Annotated in this window: 15 protein-coding genes; 7 read left to right on the forward strand and 8 right to left on the reverse strand. The window is 49.9% G+C overall.

Annotated elements, in window-relative coordinates:
- The first annotated feature begins 157 nt into the window (after positions 1–157).
- On the forward strand, positions 158–676 hold the full coding sequence (locus QQL65_RS09845) for a hypothetical protein (protein WP_284364089.1): 519 nt from the start codon (positions 158–160) through the stop codon (positions 674–676).
- A 790-nt stretch (positions 677–1,466) separates the two neighbouring features.
- On the opposite strand, the gene QQL65_RS09850 is transcribed toward QQL65_RS09845, so the two are convergent.
- From QQL65_RS09850 to QQL65_RS09865, 4 genes are all read right to left on the reverse strand, one after another.
- Positions 1,467–2,027 (reverse strand): hypothetical protein, encoded by a 561-nt coding sequence (locus QQL65_RS09850; RefSeq protein ID WP_284364091.1) that lies wholly within the window; start codon positions 2,025–2,027, stop codon positions 1,467–1,469.
- Entirely contained in the window at positions 2,024–2,914 is an 891-nt protein-coding gene (locus QQL65_RS09855) for an HAD family hydrolase (protein WP_284364094.1), read from the reverse strand. Before QQL65_RS09855 ends, QQL65_RS09850 begins: the two co-directional genes overlap by 4 nt.
- Positions 2,915–3,412: 498 nt before the next feature.
- On the reverse strand, positions 3,413–5,059 hold the full coding sequence (groL, locus tag QQL65_RS09860; RefSeq protein ID WP_284364096.1) for a chaperonin GroEL: 1,647 nt from the start codon (positions 5,057–5,059) through the stop codon (positions 3,413–3,415).
- Between the two features lie 53 nt (positions 5,060–5,112).
- Positions 5,113–5,403, reverse strand: coding sequence for a co-chaperone GroES (locus tag QQL65_RS09865; protein WP_269392591.1), 291 nt, complete (start codon positions 5,401–5,403; stop codon positions 5,113–5,115).
- A gap of 333 nt (positions 5,404–5,736) precedes the next feature.
- On the opposite strand from QQL65_RS09865, the gene QQL65_RS09870 reads away from it, so the two are divergent.
- The 3 genes from QQL65_RS09870 to QQL65_RS09880 all read left to right on the forward strand — a co-directional run bounded on the left by QQL65_RS09870 (position 5,737) and on the right by QQL65_RS09880 (position 9,834).
- Complete coding sequence (locus tag QQL65_RS09870) at positions 5,737–6,876, forward strand: glycosyltransferase (RefSeq protein ID WP_284364100.1); 1,140 nt, start codon at positions 5,737–5,739, stop codon at positions 6,874–6,876.
- On the forward strand, positions 6,877–8,721 hold the full coding sequence (locus QQL65_RS09875; protein ID WP_284364102.1) for an ArnT family glycosyltransferase: 1,845 nt from the start codon (positions 6,877–6,879) through the stop codon (positions 8,719–8,721).
- Positions 8,722–8,934: 213 nt separating this feature from the next.
- Positions 8,935–9,834, forward strand: coding sequence for a YecA family protein (locus QQL65_RS09880; RefSeq protein WP_284364104.1), 900 nt, complete (start codon positions 8,935–8,937; stop codon positions 9,832–9,834).
- A 142-nt stretch (positions 9,835–9,976) separates the two neighbouring features.
- Here the strand turns inward: QQL65_RS09880 and QQL65_RS09885 are convergent, their stop codons facing one another.
- Together QQL65_RS09885 and QQL65_RS09890 are read right to left on the reverse strand one after the other, a co-directional pair.
- Positions 9,977–10,420, reverse strand: coding sequence for a GNAT family N-acetyltransferase (locus QQL65_RS09885; protein ID WP_284364106.1), 444 nt, complete (start codon positions 10,418–10,420; stop codon positions 9,977–9,979).
- A 6-nt stretch (positions 10,421–10,426) separates the two neighbouring features.
- Positions 10,427–11,881, reverse strand: coding sequence for a sigma-54-dependent transcriptional regulator (locus QQL65_RS09890; RefSeq protein ID WP_284364107.1), 1,455 nt, complete (start codon positions 11,879–11,881; stop codon positions 10,427–10,429).
- A 218-nt stretch (positions 11,882–12,099) separates the two neighbouring features.
- Between QQL65_RS09890 and QQL65_RS09895 the strand changes: the two genes are divergently transcribed.
- Both QQL65_RS09895 and QQL65_RS09900 read left to right on the forward strand, forming a co-directional pair.
- Positions 12,100–13,344: an EAL domain-containing protein gene (locus QQL65_RS09895; RefSeq protein WP_284364109.1), complete on the forward strand. Its 1,245-nt coding sequence runs from the start codon at positions 12,100–12,102 to the stop codon at positions 13,342–13,344.
- Between the two features lie 12 nt (positions 13,345–13,356).
- On the forward strand, positions 13,357–14,223 hold the full coding sequence (locus QQL65_RS09900; protein ID WP_284364111.1) for a TIGR01459 family HAD-type hydrolase: 867 nt from the start codon (positions 13,357–13,359) through the stop codon (positions 14,221–14,223).
- A 10-nt stretch (positions 14,224–14,233) separates the two neighbouring features.
- Here QQL65_RS09900 and QQL65_RS09905 read toward each other — a convergent pair whose 3' ends face one another.
- Positions 14,234–14,872 (reverse strand): protein phosphatase CheZ, encoded by a 639-nt coding sequence (locus tag QQL65_RS09905; RefSeq protein WP_284364112.1) that lies wholly within the window; start codon positions 14,870–14,872, stop codon positions 14,234–14,236.
- Positions 14,873–15,265: a response regulator gene (locus QQL65_RS09910; RefSeq protein WP_284364113.1), complete on the reverse strand. Its 393-nt coding sequence runs from the start codon at positions 15,263–15,265 to the stop codon at positions 14,873–14,875.
- A gap of 212 nt (positions 15,266–15,477) precedes the next feature.
- On the opposite strand from QQL65_RS09910, the gene QQL65_RS09915 reads away from it, so the two are divergent.
- Positions 15,478–16,455 (forward strand): bifunctional riboflavin kinase/FAD synthetase, encoded by a 978-nt coding sequence (locus tag QQL65_RS09915; RefSeq protein WP_284364114.1) that lies wholly within the window; start codon positions 15,478–15,480, stop codon positions 16,453–16,455.
- The last annotated feature ends 223 nt before the right edge of the window (positions 16,456–16,678 follow it).

Raw genomic sequence — 16,678 nt, forward strand, 5'->3', positions numbered from 1 at the left:
ACCATTGTCCATCTTTCATCGCCACTTTTTGCGTTTTTTAACATCGAACTTGTAGAATTTGTGTGTTTTTAGGCAAATTGCGGCCCGTTCCACTATCAAACGGCCACAAATTTATGCACAAATGTCAACAAAGGAACCAATAGGCAAACGACTCGTGATGAATATCTCAAAGACTTTTCTTGCTATCGTAATGGTTGGTTTTTCACTTCTTGCTGCAAGCCCGGCACAATCGGGAACGCGGGAGCAAGCATTGCTCAATTCCTATGTGGGAAATTGGCGTGGTGAAAGCGTGCTGGTGGGTAGCGACAAACCCGACCCATTCCGGTGTCGATTGTCAGTAACCAAAGGTCGAGATGCCAAAATCAATTATTCGGGTCGCTGCAGCTTGATCACCACCAATTTGGCGGTCAATGGCACCATTGCCTATATTGAAGAGAGCCGACGCTATGAAGGCGCAATGAGCACCAATGCGGGCTTCACAGGACTAGCCATCGGCCAACAGCGCGGCAACACCATTCGGTTCGACCTCAAAGAGTCAAAAAAGGATCGTGGTGGCAGCGATGTGCGCATCGGTGCTGAAATCCTGCTGGTGGGCGATTCAATTACGGTGCTTTTTGAAGTTGAATTCAACGACTCTGGTCACGTGATGACCGCGGACGTGCCTTTCTCACGATAGCGATTACGCAGCGCAGGTGCAGCAATTCGTGTAGGACGGTTTTAGTCCGTCACGCTGAATTGCGGTGCGCAACGTGAGCGAAAATCAAAGCGCCAACGGCAATGCCGCCATGCCTAAACGAACACCGCGTTAAACCGGCGGAACGAAAATCCGACGGCAGAATTGAAATTTATGCAGCATGCGAGGTCTTTATTGTCTCGTTATGCGCTTGAAAATTGTAATGAGACCATAATGACCTCGCATGTTGATGAAGTGCGCCTTTACCCCAATTGCCCTAGGGAGCTAAACCCTTTTATCCCTTTACCTGCATCGCGATTTGCTGTTTTGAGCGTTAAATCTAAACGCTCCAAATCGCACCCCTTAATGGGGCAATGGGAACAGACCCACTAATGTCTTCTGGCTGCCCTCGGCGTCAGACTGGACAATCGATGTTAAAGGCGCGTGAGCCGCAAACGTCTTGCGACCCATCACCATCTCCCAACAGGCTAGCCTGATTGACCAACCCGACCACCTCCCGCCCGTCGGCGAGCTGCGTGGTTAAATGAAAGACACGTGCATGATGGCATGGGTTTGTGGGGGCGGGGATAAGTTTTTTTTGGGGCGCGCGTCCTACCACGTATCGCTCCGTCGTCATCCCCGCGAAGGCGGGGATCCAGGTCTGACTGTCTTGGAATTGCAGGGCGTGTGCATGAGGATAATCCTGCCCGGATCCCGAACACGCTTATGCGCGTTCCCGCCACGCAGGCTGCCGGGATGACCGAAGGGACGGCGAAATATATGGGGTTAGTATTTAAGTAGATTTATGAGTTTCGGTAGATACGAAAAAGACAATGCTTCCAAATAGTAGAGACACAATTCCAGCTACAGTAGCGATACCGAGTGAAAAAATGCCGAGCCCGCCAACAAAAAGTGTTACGGCGACAACCCAATAAAACAGATTGAGCCTGTGGTGAGATCGTACTTCTCTTCCAAGGAATTCATTCGGACTGTTTTCCTTAATCGTTGCCGATAACGACAAAGTTGGCCTACTATTTTCGTACTTAGATTCTATTTTAATACCATGATATACTGCGCCAAGCAGAAGTCGATGATACCAATGGCGATCCATGAACCAGAAACACAACCAAATTATGCAGCCAGCAATCATGATAATGGAAGCATAGGGGATGTCTTGACCTAAGATTTTTGTCGTTTCGTCTGCGCGGGCAGAGTAGCCAGCAATAGTCAGAATTGCGCCAAGGGACAATATGGCGAAGTTCCGTATCTTTAGCTCCAACTCATTGAAGTGCATTTGGACTGAAACAACAGTTTTCCAAATTTCTAGATCAATTTCATCAATATCCTGGCTCATTGTGTATCCTTATTGTTCTCAAAATCGAATAGATCGAGTAGTTCAGTGAAAGAACTGCCTAGAGTGTAGGATGGCGTAACTTCACGATTCCCAATCCTCTTTTCGCGTTGTACATCCGCATCCGACCAGTGAGTTACATTGACTAAAAGGTTGTATTCGTCTCTGTGATGGGAAGCGCCGTAAGCCGCAAACACATCTGATACGCCGGCATCCTGAGCCATGGCGATGTCTTTCACCCTGCTATCTCCAACGTAAACTACGTCTTTCGGGTCTGCCCCTATTGAACTGATTATGTCCAAAAGTAGATTTGGATTGGGCTTGAGCTCGCCGTCGGGTGTTTCGATGTGCTTTGTGTGCTTAAGTCCATATGCATCCGATGGTTTTGACCTTACTGATTGGAGTGTTTCTCCTTCAGGTAATTCGTGGTCTGGCGGCGAAAAGAGAATGTCCACAACGCCGTCAAGTTCTAGTTTTTTAAAGCGGTATGCAGTATAGAAAGCCTTGCTTTCAGTGTAAGCAATAATCGTGGTCCCTTTAGCTTTGAGGCTTTGCAGAGTGTCCAAGACCCCCTCGTAGAGCTTCAGTTTTTCGCGGCGAGCGGATCTAAACGCATCGATAGCGGGTTGGAAAATCTCAAGGAGATTTTCGTCAGGGAACTTGCTTTTTAGTACCGGCAATGAACCTATTAGGAACGCGTATTCTGATGTTCCATGTTTTTGATGAATCTTTCTGATCTCTGGATATAATTCTTCTTCGCTAACACCTGAAATTATAACAATTTGATCAAGCATCGCTTTGAATGAAGAATGCCAAACCTCGAACCAATCAAATAAGGTGTTGTCGACATCGGTTACTAAAACTGAGAACTTCGGTTTACTGTTTGCCATTTGTTACTTCTGATTTCTTAGAATCAAACTAACATATTGCAACTCTGTTTCGACTACTAGCCGTGCCATTCTTGGAAAATTGTTATGCTTGAAAACTGTTTAGAGGGTTCGGGTAGGTAACGAACAACGGCACTACCCTCTGACGTCATCCCCGCGCAAGCAGGGATCCCGGCGAGAACGTCCAAGAACCGCAGTGTGAGGGTTTGTTGATCCTCCTGCCTGGAATTTCGAACGCCACTTAGCTGTTCGGGACGGTGCAAGGGAAATTTACGCCGCAACGTGACCGCCCCGCACTTGATGCGGGGCCTTTAGCCGCGAAAGAGATTTGGCACCTAAACAAGGCTTGGGCGGCGCAGCCCGAAACCTTTAGATTTGTTGCCCCTGCGCGGGCGCGGCCAAAAAGTTGGCCGAGGTCCTCGCGTTGCTCGTCCATCCCCAAACAAAAAAAGGGCGACCCGAGAGCCGCCCTTAATCTCATAAAGCGTAGGAGTGTCGAGCTTAGAAGCCCATACCACCCATGCCGCCCATGCCACCCATATCAGGTGCGCCACCAGCAGGAGCCGCAGGTGCTGGAAGTTCAGCAACCATTGCTTCTGTAGTGATTAGGAGTGAAGCCACAGATGCTGCATCTTGCAACGCTGTGCGCACAACTTTAACAGGGTCGATGATGCCCATAGCAATCATGTCGCCATATTCTGAAGTTTGTGCGTTGTAGCCGAATGTTTCAGAAGCGTTTTCAAGCACTTTGCCAACAACAACAGAAGCTTCGTCACCAGAGTTTGTAGCGATCTGGCGGATCGGCGCTTGCAATGCACGCTGAACGATCTTGATGCCAGCTTCTTGGTCAGCGTTTACGCCTTTAACAGTCAAAGCAGATGAAGCGCGAAGTAGAGCAACGCCACCACCAGCAACAATGCCTTCTTCAACCGCAGCGCGTGTTGCGTTCAATGCATCGTCAACGCGGTCTTTGCGTTCTTTCACTTCAACTTCAGTTGAACCACCAACTTTAATCACTGCAACACCGCCGGCAAGTTTCGCCAAACGCTCTTGAAGTTTTTCGCGGTCGTAATCAGAAGAAGTTTCTTCGATTTGCGCTTTGATCTGACCAACACGACCTTCGATGTCGTCTTTTGTGCCAGCGCCATCAACGATTGTTGTTGTTTCTTTAGTGATGTCGACTTTCTTTGCAGTGCCGAGCATGTCCAAAGTAACAGTTTCAAGCTTGATGCCCAGATCGTCAGAGATCACTTGGCCGCCGGTTAGGATCGCGATGTCTTCAAGCATTGCTTTACGACGATCACCAAAACCAGGTGCTTTAACCGCAGCAACTTTGAGGCCACCACGAAGACGGTTCACAACCAATGTTGCAAGTGCTTCGCCTTCAACATCTTCAGCGATGATAAGAAGTGGACGTGAAGACTGAACAACAGCTTCAAGAATTGGCAACATAGCTTGTAGGTTTGAGAGTTTTTTCTCGAACAACAAGATGTATGGATCTTCAAGCTCAGCAACCATTTTCTCAGTGTTGGTTGCAAAGTATGGAGAAAGGTAGCCGCGGTCGAACTGCATGCCTTCAACAACGTCAACAACTGTTTCAGAAGTTTTCGCTTCTTCAACTGTGATCACGCCTTCGTTGCCGACTTTTTCCATTGCGCGGGCGATTTCTTCACCGATGAATGCTTCACCGTTTGCTGAGATCGTGCCAACTTGTGCAACTTCTTCGCTTGTCGAAATGTCTTTTTTCGCTTTAGCCAAGTTTTCAATAACTTCGCCAACAGCCAAATCGATGCCGCGCTTAAGGTCCATTGGGTTCATGCCAGCAGCAACAAGCTTAACGCCTTCAACTACGATTGACTGAGCCAATACAGTAGCTGTTGTTGTGCCGTCACCAGCAATGTCGTTGGTTTTTGAAGCCACAGAACGCACCATTTGTGCGCCCATGTTTTCAAACTTGTCTTCAAGATCGATTTCTTTAGCAACAGAAACACCATCTTTGGTGATGCGTGGTGCGCCAAAAGACTTATCAAGAACAACGTTACGACCCTTTGGGCCCAATGTAACTTTTACTGCGTTCGCGAGCGTGTTAACGCCTTTAAGCATCTTGTCGCGCGCGTCAGTGCCGAATTTTACTTCTTTAGCAGACATTTATGTTTGCTCCTTAGAAACTTTAGAAAATGGGAAAGATCAATGCGAAGGGATTAGCCTTCGATGACGCCCATGATGTCGCTTTCTTTCATGATCAACAGGTCTTCGCCGTCAATCTTGACTTCTGTGCCTGACCATTTGCCGAATAGCACGCGATCGTTGGCTTTCACGTCTGGCGTGATGTGCTTGCCATCTTCGTCGCGGGCGCCTGGGCCAACAGAAACGATAACGCCTTCAGAAGGCTTTTCTTTTGCAGTGTCAGGGATGATGATGCCGCCAGAAGTTTTTTCTTCTGAATCGACACGACGTACGACTACGCGGTCGTGAAGTGGACGGAAGCTCATGCTCGCTCCTTCAATTTCATAATTGAGTGTCAAAAACAAAGGCCGTTAGCACTCTCAGCTTGTGAGTGCTAACAACCAACGCGAGAGAGATAGTAACCCCACCCAAAAGAGTCAAGGATAAGTCGACGAACTTTTTTGCAAAAAAATGCAAATTTGCAAGGAAATGCAGGGGTCACGCCGAAAATTTTATTTTTCGTGGCGAGGATAAATCACCATTTTAATGGCGCAACAATTGCCTTTTTGTGCGCATAAGCGTAAGCCTTTGCCCGTCTCAATGAAGACGAAAATGATTTCGCCAAGCTAAGTATCAAGATAAGCAATACGAGTTATTAAATGGATCGCACCAGCGACACAACAATGGACGCACAATCTTCGTCCACCGACCCCCAGCTTTCTTTGGTTGTTCCGACCTTTAACGAGGCAGGCAATGTCGCCCTTTTGGTGGAAAAGCTTGAGGCCGTGCTTGGCCATATCAAATGGGAAGTCACCTTTGTGGATGACAATAGCCCGGATGGCACAGCCGATGTGGTCAAGCAGTTGGGTAAGACGAAGCCGCACGTGCATTGCATCAAACGTATTGGTCGCCGCGGTCTTTCCTCGGCTTGTATTGAAGGCATGGCATCGTCCAACGCACCAATTGTTGCGGTAATGGACGCTGATTTGCAGCACGATGAAACTGTGCTGCCGCAAATGTTTGAAATGGTTGATGGTGGCAAAGATTTGGTGCTGGCGTCGCGCTTTTTCGGTGGTCAAACTGCAGAAGAGGGGCTGACCAAGTTTCGCGAAGCCGGATCAAACGTTGCCAATTGGATCGCCAATTTGGTTACGGGCACAAAAATTACTGACCCGATGACGGGCTTTTTCATGCTCAAACGCGAACGCTTTGAGCAAGTAGCACCGAACCTATCAAGCGAAGGCTTCAAAATCCTGCTCGATATTATTGCCACCGCCCGCAATATGGGCGCGCCCCTCGATATTGGCGAAGTCGGCTTTAAATTCCGTGCCCGCCATGATGGCGAAAGCAAAATGAGCCCGCTGGTTGCCGCACAATTCTTTGGCCTTGCTTTGTCGAAAATGACGGGCGGCCTTTTGCCGATTAGTTTTGTGATGTTTGCAGCCGTTGGCGCGCTGGGCGTGCTGGTGCATTTGGGTGCACTGACCATTGCCAATGCTTGGTTTGGGTTTAACTTCACCAACTCGCAATTGTTTGCAACGCTTGTGGCGATGACGTCAAATTTCCATTTGAACAACATTCTCACCTATGCGGATCGCCAATTGCGCGGCGCAAAATATTGGCGCGGTTTACTGAGCTTTTATGCGGTGTGCGCCATCCCAGCGATTGCCAACGTGTCGGTGGCCGCCTTTATCTACGATAAGAATTCGCTGTTCTATCTTGCAGCGATTGCCGGCATTTTGATTTCCATCGTGTTCAATTACGGCATGACCCGCATCTTTACGTGGCGCGTGAAATAAATGAATAGCCAGACCAACCAATCAAGGCATTCGCTTGGCGCGCCAAAAGGGGCCATTCGAAATGCGGTGATTTGGTTGATTGTGGCCACCGCGCTTTATCGCCTATGGGGCGCATGGGCGATCGATTTGGTAATTGGCGAAGCCTACTATCTAAGCTCGGCGCGCCAATTGCACCTTGGCTATTTCGATCAACCCCCAATGTTTTTGTGGGTGATCTGGCTCACCAAAACCTTAACCGGCAGTGAAGCGCCAATCATTCTGCGGCTTCCATTTATTCTGATGTTCGCGGGCGCCACCTGGATGTTCTACCGCATCGGGGCACGGTTCCATTCTGAACGGGCAGGGCTGTTCACCGCGATCATTGCCAACATCCCAATCCTGTTTACGCTCTCGATTGGCTCTTGGATGCAACCAGAAGCGCCGCTGACGCTACTGTGGCTGTTTGTGGTCTGGCTTTTGATGGATGTTTTCTTTGGGCCGCAAAAACGATCCGACCTTAAAAGCTGGTTGCTGATCGGCTTGGTGCTTGGCCTAACGTTCATGTCAAAATATCACGCCGTGTTCTTGCTTTATGGCGCGGGCCTGTTCGCCATCTTCAATAAAGATGCACGCAAGTGGATTTTCTCGCCCGGCCCTTATCTGGCCATCGGCGTTGCTGCCATCGTGTCGCTGCCAGTGCTGATCTGGAATATGCAAAACGATATGGCCTCATTTGCTTTCCAAGGCGGCCGTGCACTGGGCGATCAGTTTCGCCCTGAATGGTTGCTCCGCATGATTGGCGGACAGCTTGTTTATATGACGCCATGGATTGCACTGCCTGCGCTTTGGGTCGGGGCAAAGGCTTTATTCAAAGGGCCAACAGCTACGTACCCGTCCGACACGCCAAATGGCATGAGCTTCTTCTTTGTCATGCTGGCGCACGGGCCAATTCTGTTTTTCACCGCAGTCGCGGCCTGGTCAGACACACAGTTTCATTTCCACTGGCAGGCGCCGGGTTATATGATGTTGTTCCCCATACTTGGCGCGACAACGGCAATCCTGTGGACCAAATATCGCAAGACCATGTTTGCGTGGTTGGCCATTGGCGCGTTCCTGAGCACATTGGTGATGACCGTTCTGATTTCGCACACCATCACCGGTTGGGCGCAAGATTTCTTCCCCGGCGAAGAAGACCCGACAAGCGGCGCGCTACGCTGGACCGAACTTGAAGACTATTTCGTTCAAGAAGGCGTGTTTGAGCAGGATAACGTCTTTATCGCGGGCGTCTTTTGGACCGAGTGCGGGATGATCGACAATGTGGTGCGCGGCAAACTGCCTTTGGCTTGCCTGTCGGGTGATCCGCGCAACATCGCGTTTAATATCGATCTGACAGAACACGAAGGCAAAGATGCCTATATCGCGGCGGTGATGTTCAGCGATCAGTCTGTCATCAACGGGCTATTGCCTTTCTTTGAAAAGGTCGAGCGGGTCGGCGAGGTCACCATCAATCGCTTTGGGCGTCTGGCAATGAAGCCGGTGCGCATCTTCAAAGCGTCGAAATTGCAACCTAATCATGAATTAGAGAGCATCAACGCCAAAAGCTTTGACCTGATGATGTTGCCGCGCACTCAGATTTCGCGCCTTGAAGGCACACTCAACGCTGCGTCAGAGATCAATGAAACGGTGCAGCTATTCCTTGGCGAACAACTCGTTGGCGAAGTAAAGATGAGCGGTTCAACACAATCATTCGATATTCAACCGCTACGCAATTGGGGCGTTGGCATACGCGTCCAAACGCTGAGAGTGGAAACTGCGTCTGGTGTGAATGTATTGCTGGATAGTTTAAAGACGACAGTTAGCGATTAGCGCGGAACGTCAGATGGTTTCTACTAATTAATATCGCCCATCGATATTCGAAGGTGAAATGAAATTCTATCCCAACCTGCCTTCGGTGAATATCTCTAGCGCAGCGGTCCATCATTGCAAACATTGAGCCGTTGTCGCAGTATTCTTAGGCACAAATGGCAGCTGTGCAGGACTAAACATTCTTCGGCGATGCACAATTGAAGGTAATCATGAATGAACGAGGTTAATAAATTTGGTTTGAAACGACGTCCTAATTCGGATGTACGGAGAACAATCCGAAAAAACTCGGGATTTGGTTGTGTAGTTTGCGGCTTAGCGATTGGTGACTACGAGCATGTTGATCCGACATATGCCAACGCCAGAACACACGATCCCAACTGCATGACGTTCTTATGCATTCGCTGTCACGGGAAGGTCACTCGCGGACAGCTTTCGAAGAATAGCGTGACCAATGCAATGCGGGAGCCTGCTGCCTTAAGAGCGGGGTTTTCATTTGAAGCCTTGGACGTCGGAAATACGGTCCCGACAATCCATATTGGCCCAATGAGTGTGAAAGATTGTCAATCCATAATTCTGGTCAACTCAAGACCTGTATTGTGGGTTCAAACTCCTGAAGAGGCTGGGGGACCGGTTCGAATTGGTGCTGAAATAAGAAATGAGCAAGGAGAATTGATTTTCAGCATTGTTGATAATGAATGGCGTGTACAAAACGAAAGCTGGGATGTCGAGGTTATAGGAAAGACAACAACAATCCGAAATGGACCGGGTGAGATTGCGCTTGTTATTCGCACCGAACCTCCTGGTGACTTGTATGTCGATCGAATGGACATGAGCATCGAGGGCTATAGGTTTTGGATTCAATCTGGAGATCTTTACATACGCCTTCCAGACGGAAACACTCTACGTGCTGAAGAGCTCAATTTTGTTGGTTGTACTGGCGCTATTGTGGCAGATAACAGTGGACTAAGATTCGGCGTTGGAGGAGGCATGGTTATGCTTTCAATGGAGGGAAAAAACCGAACATCGCGGGTAATTGATACCAGCAGGAGTCGCAACGCGGTATGCGCATGCGGTAGTGGAAAACGTTTTAAACACTGCTGCGGATCATTTTAAAGTAGCTGTTCGGTGTGTTTGTAGCTAAAGCCCTTTTCCGCCTAAATCAGAAATTTGCTGAACATCTATTCTTGGTCGCTTCGCCCCTACAGCGGACATCCATCGAACAACCCAAACACGGTTCCTGAACCACCTTTGACAATCAGTGATTAGGCGACCATTCCATTGTGGTTTCTACATCGTCACTTGCGGTGACGGCAAAGCCAAGAGCTTCATAAAAGCTGATCGCTGGGCTTTCGTTGAGCGTGATCAGCTTGATGGGCCGTTTTAAGGCCGTTGCTGCGCCTAAAATGTCTTTCATCACCTGTTTGCCAATGCCTTTGCCCTGCACATCGGGATGCAAATAGAAGTGGCCAAGGTAGAGATGGTCTTTGCGCGGCAATAGCGCGAAACAGCCAACCAGCTTGTCATTTTCAAAAATCAGCCGTGTATGCTCAGGTTCAAATTCATTGACAAATCGCTGGCGTGCTCTGTCGGGGTTGAACCGTCCAATGGCTTCAAGGCTTGGGCGCATGGCGATCAGGCGCAGTTCAACCAGCCGCTCCAAATCGTCGGCCGAGGCATGGGCAAATTTAGTATTGGTCATAAGGATTTACGCAGCGCTTTGCGCTTCAGCTTCTAGCTTTTCCCAAGACTGCTTTTTGCGATAAATCGTTGAAGGGCTAATCTCTAGCGCAGCAGCGGCTTGCGAAATATTGCCACCGAATGCGGCCAGCGCATCTTCGATAATCTTTTGCTCCTGCCGCCACAAGGGCAACATTTGCTCGCCCACGCTTTGCGCGTGTCGGTTGGGAATGTGCGCGGTCGGCACAGGAACTGAAGCAGGCGCGGCGTTTGCTTCCACATCAGCCAAGCGCACCATGCGCGAAGTGACCAATTCGCCATCATGCATCACCACAATGCGGCGAATAAGGTTTTGGATTTGGCGCACATTGCCTGGCCATTCGCGATCCATAAATTGGTTCGCGGTCTCCCGGTCAAAACCAATAAATTGCTTGCCTTCTTCTTGCGCATATTGGGTCAAGAATTTTTCAGCAATTGGCATAATGTCCGCAGGGCGCTGACGCAGCGGCGGCAAATGAATGGGCAACACATGCAAGCGATAGAACAAGTCTTCGCGGAACTGCTTTTCCGCAATCATCTGCATCGGATTGCGGTTGGTGGCGCAAATAATGCGCACATCCAATTCGCGCGGCAATGCTTCGCCAACACGGTTGATGGATCGGGTTTGCAAGAAACGCAAAAGTTTGGCCTGAAGGCTGAGGTCAAGCTCGCCAATTTCATCCAAAAACAGTGTGCCGCCATTGGCCAACTCCGCGGCCCCTTCGCGATCTTCCATCGCGCCGGTAAAGGCCCCTTTGACCACGCCGAAAAGCTCGGTTTCCATCAAGTCGCGCGGGATCGCGCCACAATTGATGGCGACAAACCGCGCATCTTTGCGCGGTGAACGGGCATGAAGGGCTTCGGCGCAAACTTCTTTGCCGGTGCCGCTTTCGCCCGTGATAAATACAGGTGCAGCGGACGGCGCAATGCGTCCGATTTGTTCGTATATCACCTGCATTTCAGCAGATGCGCCCACAAAGCCTTCAAAGTCTACATTGTCTGCGCTGGATTTTGGCGCTGCGAATTGGCGGCGTTTGCCGTGACGAACAGACAATTCTTCCAACCGCTCAAAAAGCGTGCAGGCAGAAACTGGTTTTGCGAAATAGTCATGGGCGCCTGAGCGCATGGCAGCAACCGCCATCGATACAGAACCGCCATCTGACAATGCCAACACAAGTGCGCCGGGCGCTTGGCTAGTGACACGCAAAAGTGCGGCTTCAGCATCAGGATCAATGTCTGAAATGCTATTGAGATCACAGATAACAATGTCGAATTCGTTGGCTTTCAGCGCGCTCAATGCAGCGCGGCCGCTGGTCGCATGAGCACACGGCACATTATCTCCCCAATCCTTGGAAAGGTGCACGACGCAGTCATTTTGGACCAAACTGTCACGATCAATGACAAGCACTTGGGTAGGACATGATAAGCCATTAGCGACAGGCATTATGGCATTACTCCCGATTCTGGGTCTTCTTTTCGCATTCTTGCTTGGGTCAATTCTTTCGAAATAGGGTAAACAAAGTGTTTGCAAGTGCCGCATATTTGCAAATTAGTTTTCCAAAGAGTCGTTCACAGGCGCAAAAGCCCCTCTTTGAAGCGAGCGAATGTAGTGCTAAGACTATGAAATGACGGATTCTCGTTGATTTAAGGGAACGAACAGTCTTGCGTGCGATCGTTTTGTTTTTTCTGGCAGTTGCTTGCCTCAGCATAGGTGTTACAGCCTATTTCGCGCTGGGCTTCACGCTGATCGAATCGTTCCTTGTTACAATTGTGGCCCTGTTGGCCAGTTTTGTGTTCATCGAAGCGCTGTTTCGCCGTCGCACAGAAACCTATTTGGTCACCCAGACCGAAGAAATCGCCCGGCAACTGGCAACCGTTGCTAAAACGTCCGAAATGCTGAGCGAGCAAGTCACCTATCTCACCAGATTGGGCATTCAAGAACGTGCTGATAATTTAGAGGCTGATGTTTCGGTGTTGGGCACTGTGGTGCGTCAATTGGCTGAGGCGGTTGCCGAAATGGAAGAAGCGCAGGCCGCTGGCGAAATGCCGCAAAAACAACCCGCACATGGCCATAGCTATTCAGTCGACGAGGACGAACATAGCGGAGGCGGTTTTGAACTCGCCGAGGGGCCAGTTGTCTCAATTGAAGAAGTGCAGAAGGCACTGGCGAACAATGAGATCGAGCAATATTTGCAGCCTATCGTTTCTTTGCCGCAACGCAGCACGCTTGGCTATGAGTTGATGCCAAAACTGCGCACCGCTGATGGTGTGCTACACGATGCCGACGACTTCCTTCATTATGAAGATCAAACCGGCACCATTTCAGAGCTTGAGCAATTCTTGATCCGCCAAGCCGCAAATATTGTGCACCGTGCCAACATCACGGGCGATCCAACAAATCTGTTTGTGCCTATCTCACTTGCGCTCTTGCGTGACACAGAGCAGTGCGAAGGCATAGCCTCTCTAATGTCCAGCAACCGTGCCGTTGCGGTCAGCATTATGCTCATGTTGCCGGAAGCGACTTATGAGACGCTCAATGGTGCAGACAAGCAAGCACTTGAAATGCTTGTGAAAAGCGGGGCAGGCATTTGCCTTGATAATGTGCGTTCGCTCCGTCTCACCTTCCAATTTATGGCGGAGCGCGGCGTGAAATATGTCAAAGCCGACGCGCAGGCATTCATTGAAAATCCTTTGAACTACACAGATTTCCACCGTGCAGATCTGGCCGATTATGTCGAGCGATTTGGCATCGGCTTAATCATGGATAATGTCACCAGCGAAGACCATGTTCTTGAGTTGCTGGACGACAAAATTCCTTACGCACAGGGCCAGCATATCGCGCCAGCATCGCCCGTGCGACCTGATCTAAAGGGCGAAAAGTCGGGTTCGCGCCGCGCCGCACGATAATCAAGAAAGTACATGCAAGAGATGACAACTCCCATTACGCGGCGGGGCCTTAGTGCCGTTAAAGATCAGTTCAACTTGATTTTTTGCGATGTTTGGGGCGTGCTGCACAACGGCGAGCGCGTCTATCAACGCGCTGTTGATGCCTTGCAGAATTTTCGCGAAAATGGCGGTGCCGTGATCATGGTCACCAATGCGCCGCGCCCGTCCAACGAGATCATCGCCGATCTTTACGCAATGGGCGTACCCAAAGACACGTTCGATGCGCTAGTCAGTTCGGGGGAAGTCACCCGCGATCTGATTGCTGACTATCATGGCAAAACGATCTACCGCCTTGGGCCGGACAGCGACGATGGGCTTTTCGAAGGCATTCAAGTGCATTTTGGCTCTCTCGATGAGGCCGAAGCGATTATCTGCTCAGACCTTGAATATGGCCGCACGCCAGATGACTACCAACATGAGGTGTTGGATTGGAAGGCGAGGGGGCTACCTTTCATATGCGCCAACCCGGACAAGTTCGTCGAAATTGGCGACGAGCTTATCTATTGCGGTGGTGCGCTGGCTGATGTCTATCAAGAAGCGGGTGGCAATGTGATTATGGCTGGTAAGCCATTCCGCCCAATCTATCAGAAAGCCAGCCAGTTGGCGCTAGAGACGCGCAACATCCAATTGGCCGATCAAAAGGTTATAGCAATAGGTGACAGTGCGCGCACAGATGCAACAGGTGCGGCGCGCATAGGTGCAGGCTTTCTGTTTATCTCAGGCTCCATTCATGCCCACGAATTGGGCGATTTGCATGAACCTAATGCCAAAGAGATCGAAAAGCTATTGGCGCCCATCGGCGCCAATGTGGTGGGATATAGCCCGTTCCTTGTGTGGTAGCGCTTCTTCGCTAAAACATTGCATCCACTTGATCTTGGTTGATGCCTTCACCTTCGTTGGCTGGGCCTTTCACAAGGCGGGCGCGATTGCGCTTTTCTGTATCGCTGACCCTTGGGGCGTTTGGCGTGATTTGATTGTTTTCAATCATCCGGCAAAGTACTTCGATACGCTCTTCGATCACCTCAATGGTTTGAATTACCCGCGTCACCCGCTGCCCAGTTAGATCTTGGAATGTGCAAGCTTCGAAAATGGCCAGCATATGCTGTTCAACGAATTTTGCGTAGGTGGCCGGGTCCGACTTGTCGGCGTCCATCACTTGCTCAGCAATGTTCATAATCGAGTTCGTGGCCACTTCGGTTGCGGATACGATTGCGCTGAGTTCGCGACCCATTTCTGGGATGCGGCGCGAGAAAATATCGTCGGGGTCAACTTTGGACAGATCACCGCGCAACTCTTCAATGCAATCCAGCATTTCCTTGAGTTCACGATACATGGATTTATCAAGACTGCGCACCAGCGGTTTAAGCGCTGAGGTGACCTTTTCAGCCATCGCGATCACCTCACGCAAGGGAATCGCATTATCCGATCGCGCTTCAAGTTCTTCGCGCTGATCGATCATTGGGCTATCAATTGCTTCTGCAGCACTCATTTAGGCCACCTGCTGCTGAAATACGGTTTCGATCTTGCCTTGCAAAATTTCAGAGGTGAATGGCTTGATGATATAGTTGTTCACCCCGGCGCGTTTGGCCGCAATCACATTTTCGGTGGCGCTTTCCGCCGTGATCATGATGAAACTAGTTGCCGCTGTTTCTGGGTTCGAGCGAACTGCGCGCAGCAAATCGAACCCGGTCATTGGTTCCATGTTCCAATCGGAAATCACAAGATCATATTTGTTGGTTTCAAATTGCTTGAGCGCGGCCTGTCCATCAGACGCTTCATGGACATTTTCAAACCCCAATTGCTTTAGGAGATTGCGCAAAATGCGCAGCATGGTGGCGTAATCATCGACGATAAGTATGCGCATATTAGTATCTAATTGCATGGTTGGTCCCCAGTACATTTCCAACACGAACTTTGGCTAACCATAGCGTCCCGCGCTAAAACCGACGTAAACCAACCCTTGCGGGAAACTACATAGACGTCTTCAACCTTTGGTGAGCAATCTGCCGCTTGCAAATCTCTTGCGAAAAGGGCAGGTTGCAGCGCATTAAATCTGCGGCTGCCTGAAACGGCGATAAGGAACAACAAAAAGCTATGGCGTTTTCACTTATTGAGGACATTTCTCAATTCCCCGCACATCTGCGCGGTGCAACCATCGCTATTGGAAATTTTGACGGCTGCCACCGTGGGCACCAAGCCGTGTTCAATGCTGCAAAAGAAAAGGCGCAGCGTGAAGGAAAACCTGCACTTGTGCTGACATTTGAACCGCACCCACGCGATGTTTTTGCGCCGAAGCCGTTCATGTTCCGCCTAACCGAGCGCGATCAAAAGGCGCGGCTGGTGAAAGCACTTGGTTTTGATGGGATCATTGTGATGCCGTTTGACAAAGAGCTTGCAGGCAAAACAGCCGAAGAATTCGTCTCCGACTTTTTGGTCGATTCGATTGATGTGAGCGCCGTCGCCGTTGGCGCAGACTTCCATTTTGGCAAAGCACGGGCCGGTACGCCTGAGTTTTTAAAGAATGCCGGCGCGCAACACGGCTTTGATGTGAAGATTTGCGGCATGCTTGATGATGGCGAAGAACCGGTTTCTTCATCGCGTGTCCGCGACGCGCTGCGCGAAGGTGATGTACCTGCTGCAAATGCGTTGCTGGGTTACCACTTTTTCATCGCAGGTGAAGTCAGCCACGGCGATAAGCGTGGGCGTGAGCTCGGCTATCCAACCGCCAACATTGTTTTGTCGCCTTTTGAAGGATTGCAGCACGGCATTTATGCGGTGAAAGTGCTGCACAAAGGCCAAGCCTATGATGGCGTTGCTAGCTATGGCCGTCGCCCAATGTTTGACAATGGCAAAGCCCTGTTTGAAACGCACATCTTTGACTTCAAAGGTGAGATTTATGGCGACAAGTTGGAAGTCGCCATCACCAAATATTTGCGCGGCGAAAAGAAATTTGACGGGGTTGATGATCTGATCGCTGCAATGGATCAAGACAGCATTGAAGCAAAAGAAAATCTGGCGTCCGAAAAAGCTATTTCTGACTTTGACGCGCAATTGGGCTTTTTTAAGCACTAGATTATCGCTCAGAAGTGCCATTTGGTTGACTTAAACACAATATGTGCATTATTCGATCAGTGACGAAAACCAAGACCTTTGAACAAATGACCCGCAAACTGAGCAATTTCGAAGAATTGACCCTAGCGCCCCAATGCGAGCGCTTTGCGATTATTGGTGCATTTGATCCCATACCACGAATTATCAGCCGGCCTTCGTAAGCTGGCGCTTTTACCAAAAAGCG

This window comes from Maritalea porphyrae, assembly GCF_030159895.1.
GTDB lineage: Bacteria > Pseudomonadota > Alphaproteobacteria > Rhizobiales > Devosiaceae > Maritalea > Maritalea porphyrae.

What these genes read in the sequence shown, in the direction of transcription:
- QQL65_RS09875 (WP_284364102.1), top strand. Translation starts at nt 6,877, where the DNA reads ATGAATAGCCAGACCAACCAATCAAGGCATTCGCTTGGCGCGCCAAAA.
- QQL65_RS09850 (WP_284364091.1), bottom strand. Translation starts at nt 2,027, where the DNA reads ATGAGCCAGGATATTGATGAAATTGATCTAGAAATTTGGAAAACTGTT.
- QQL65_RS09880 (WP_284364104.1), top strand. Translation starts at nt 8,935, where the DNA reads ATGAACGAGGTTAATAAATTTGGTTTGAAACGACGTCCTAATTCGGAT.
- QQL65_RS09915 (WP_284364114.1), top strand. Translation starts at nt 15,478, where the DNA reads ATGGCGTTTTCACTTATTGAGGACATTTCTCAATTCCCCGCACATCTG.
- QQL65_RS09885 (WP_284364106.1), bottom strand. Translation starts at nt 10,420, where the DNA reads ATGACCAATACTAAATTTGCCCATGCCTCGGCCGACGATTTGGAGCGG.
- QQL65_RS09845 (WP_284364089.1), top strand. Translation starts at nt 158, where the DNA reads ATGAATATCTCAAAGACTTTTCTTGCTATCGTAATGGTTGGTTTTTCA.
- groL (WP_284364096.1), bottom strand. Translation starts at nt 5,059, where the DNA reads ATGTCTGCTAAAGAAGTAAAATTCGGCACTGACGCGCGCGACAAGATG.
- QQL65_RS09870 (WP_284364100.1), top strand. Translation starts at nt 5,737, where the DNA reads ATGGATCGCACCAGCGACACAACAATGGACGCACAATCTTCGTCCACC.
- QQL65_RS09905 (WP_284364112.1), bottom strand. Translation starts at nt 14,872, where the DNA reads ATGAGTGCTGCAGAAGCAATTGATAGCCCAATGATCGATCAGCGCGAA.
- QQL65_RS09865 (WP_269392591.1), bottom strand. Translation starts at nt 5,403, where the DNA reads ATGAGCTTCCGTCCACTTCACGACCGCGTAGTCGTACGTCGTGTCGAT.
- QQL65_RS09855 (WP_284364094.1), bottom strand. Translation starts at nt 2,914, where the DNA reads ATGGCAAACAGTAAACCGAAGTTCTCAGTTTTAGTAACCGATGTCGAC.
- QQL65_RS09910 (WP_284364113.1), bottom strand. Translation starts at nt 15,265, where the DNA reads ATGCAATTAGATACTAATATGCGCATACTTATCGTCGATGATTACGCC.
- QQL65_RS09890 (WP_284364107.1), bottom strand. Translation starts at nt 11,881, where the DNA reads ATGCCTGTCGCTAATGGCTTATCATGTCCTACCCAAGTGCTTGTCATT.
- QQL65_RS09900 (WP_284364111.1), top strand. Translation starts at nt 13,357, where the DNA reads ATGCAAGAGATGACAACTCCCATTACGCGGCGGGGCCTTAGTGCCGTT.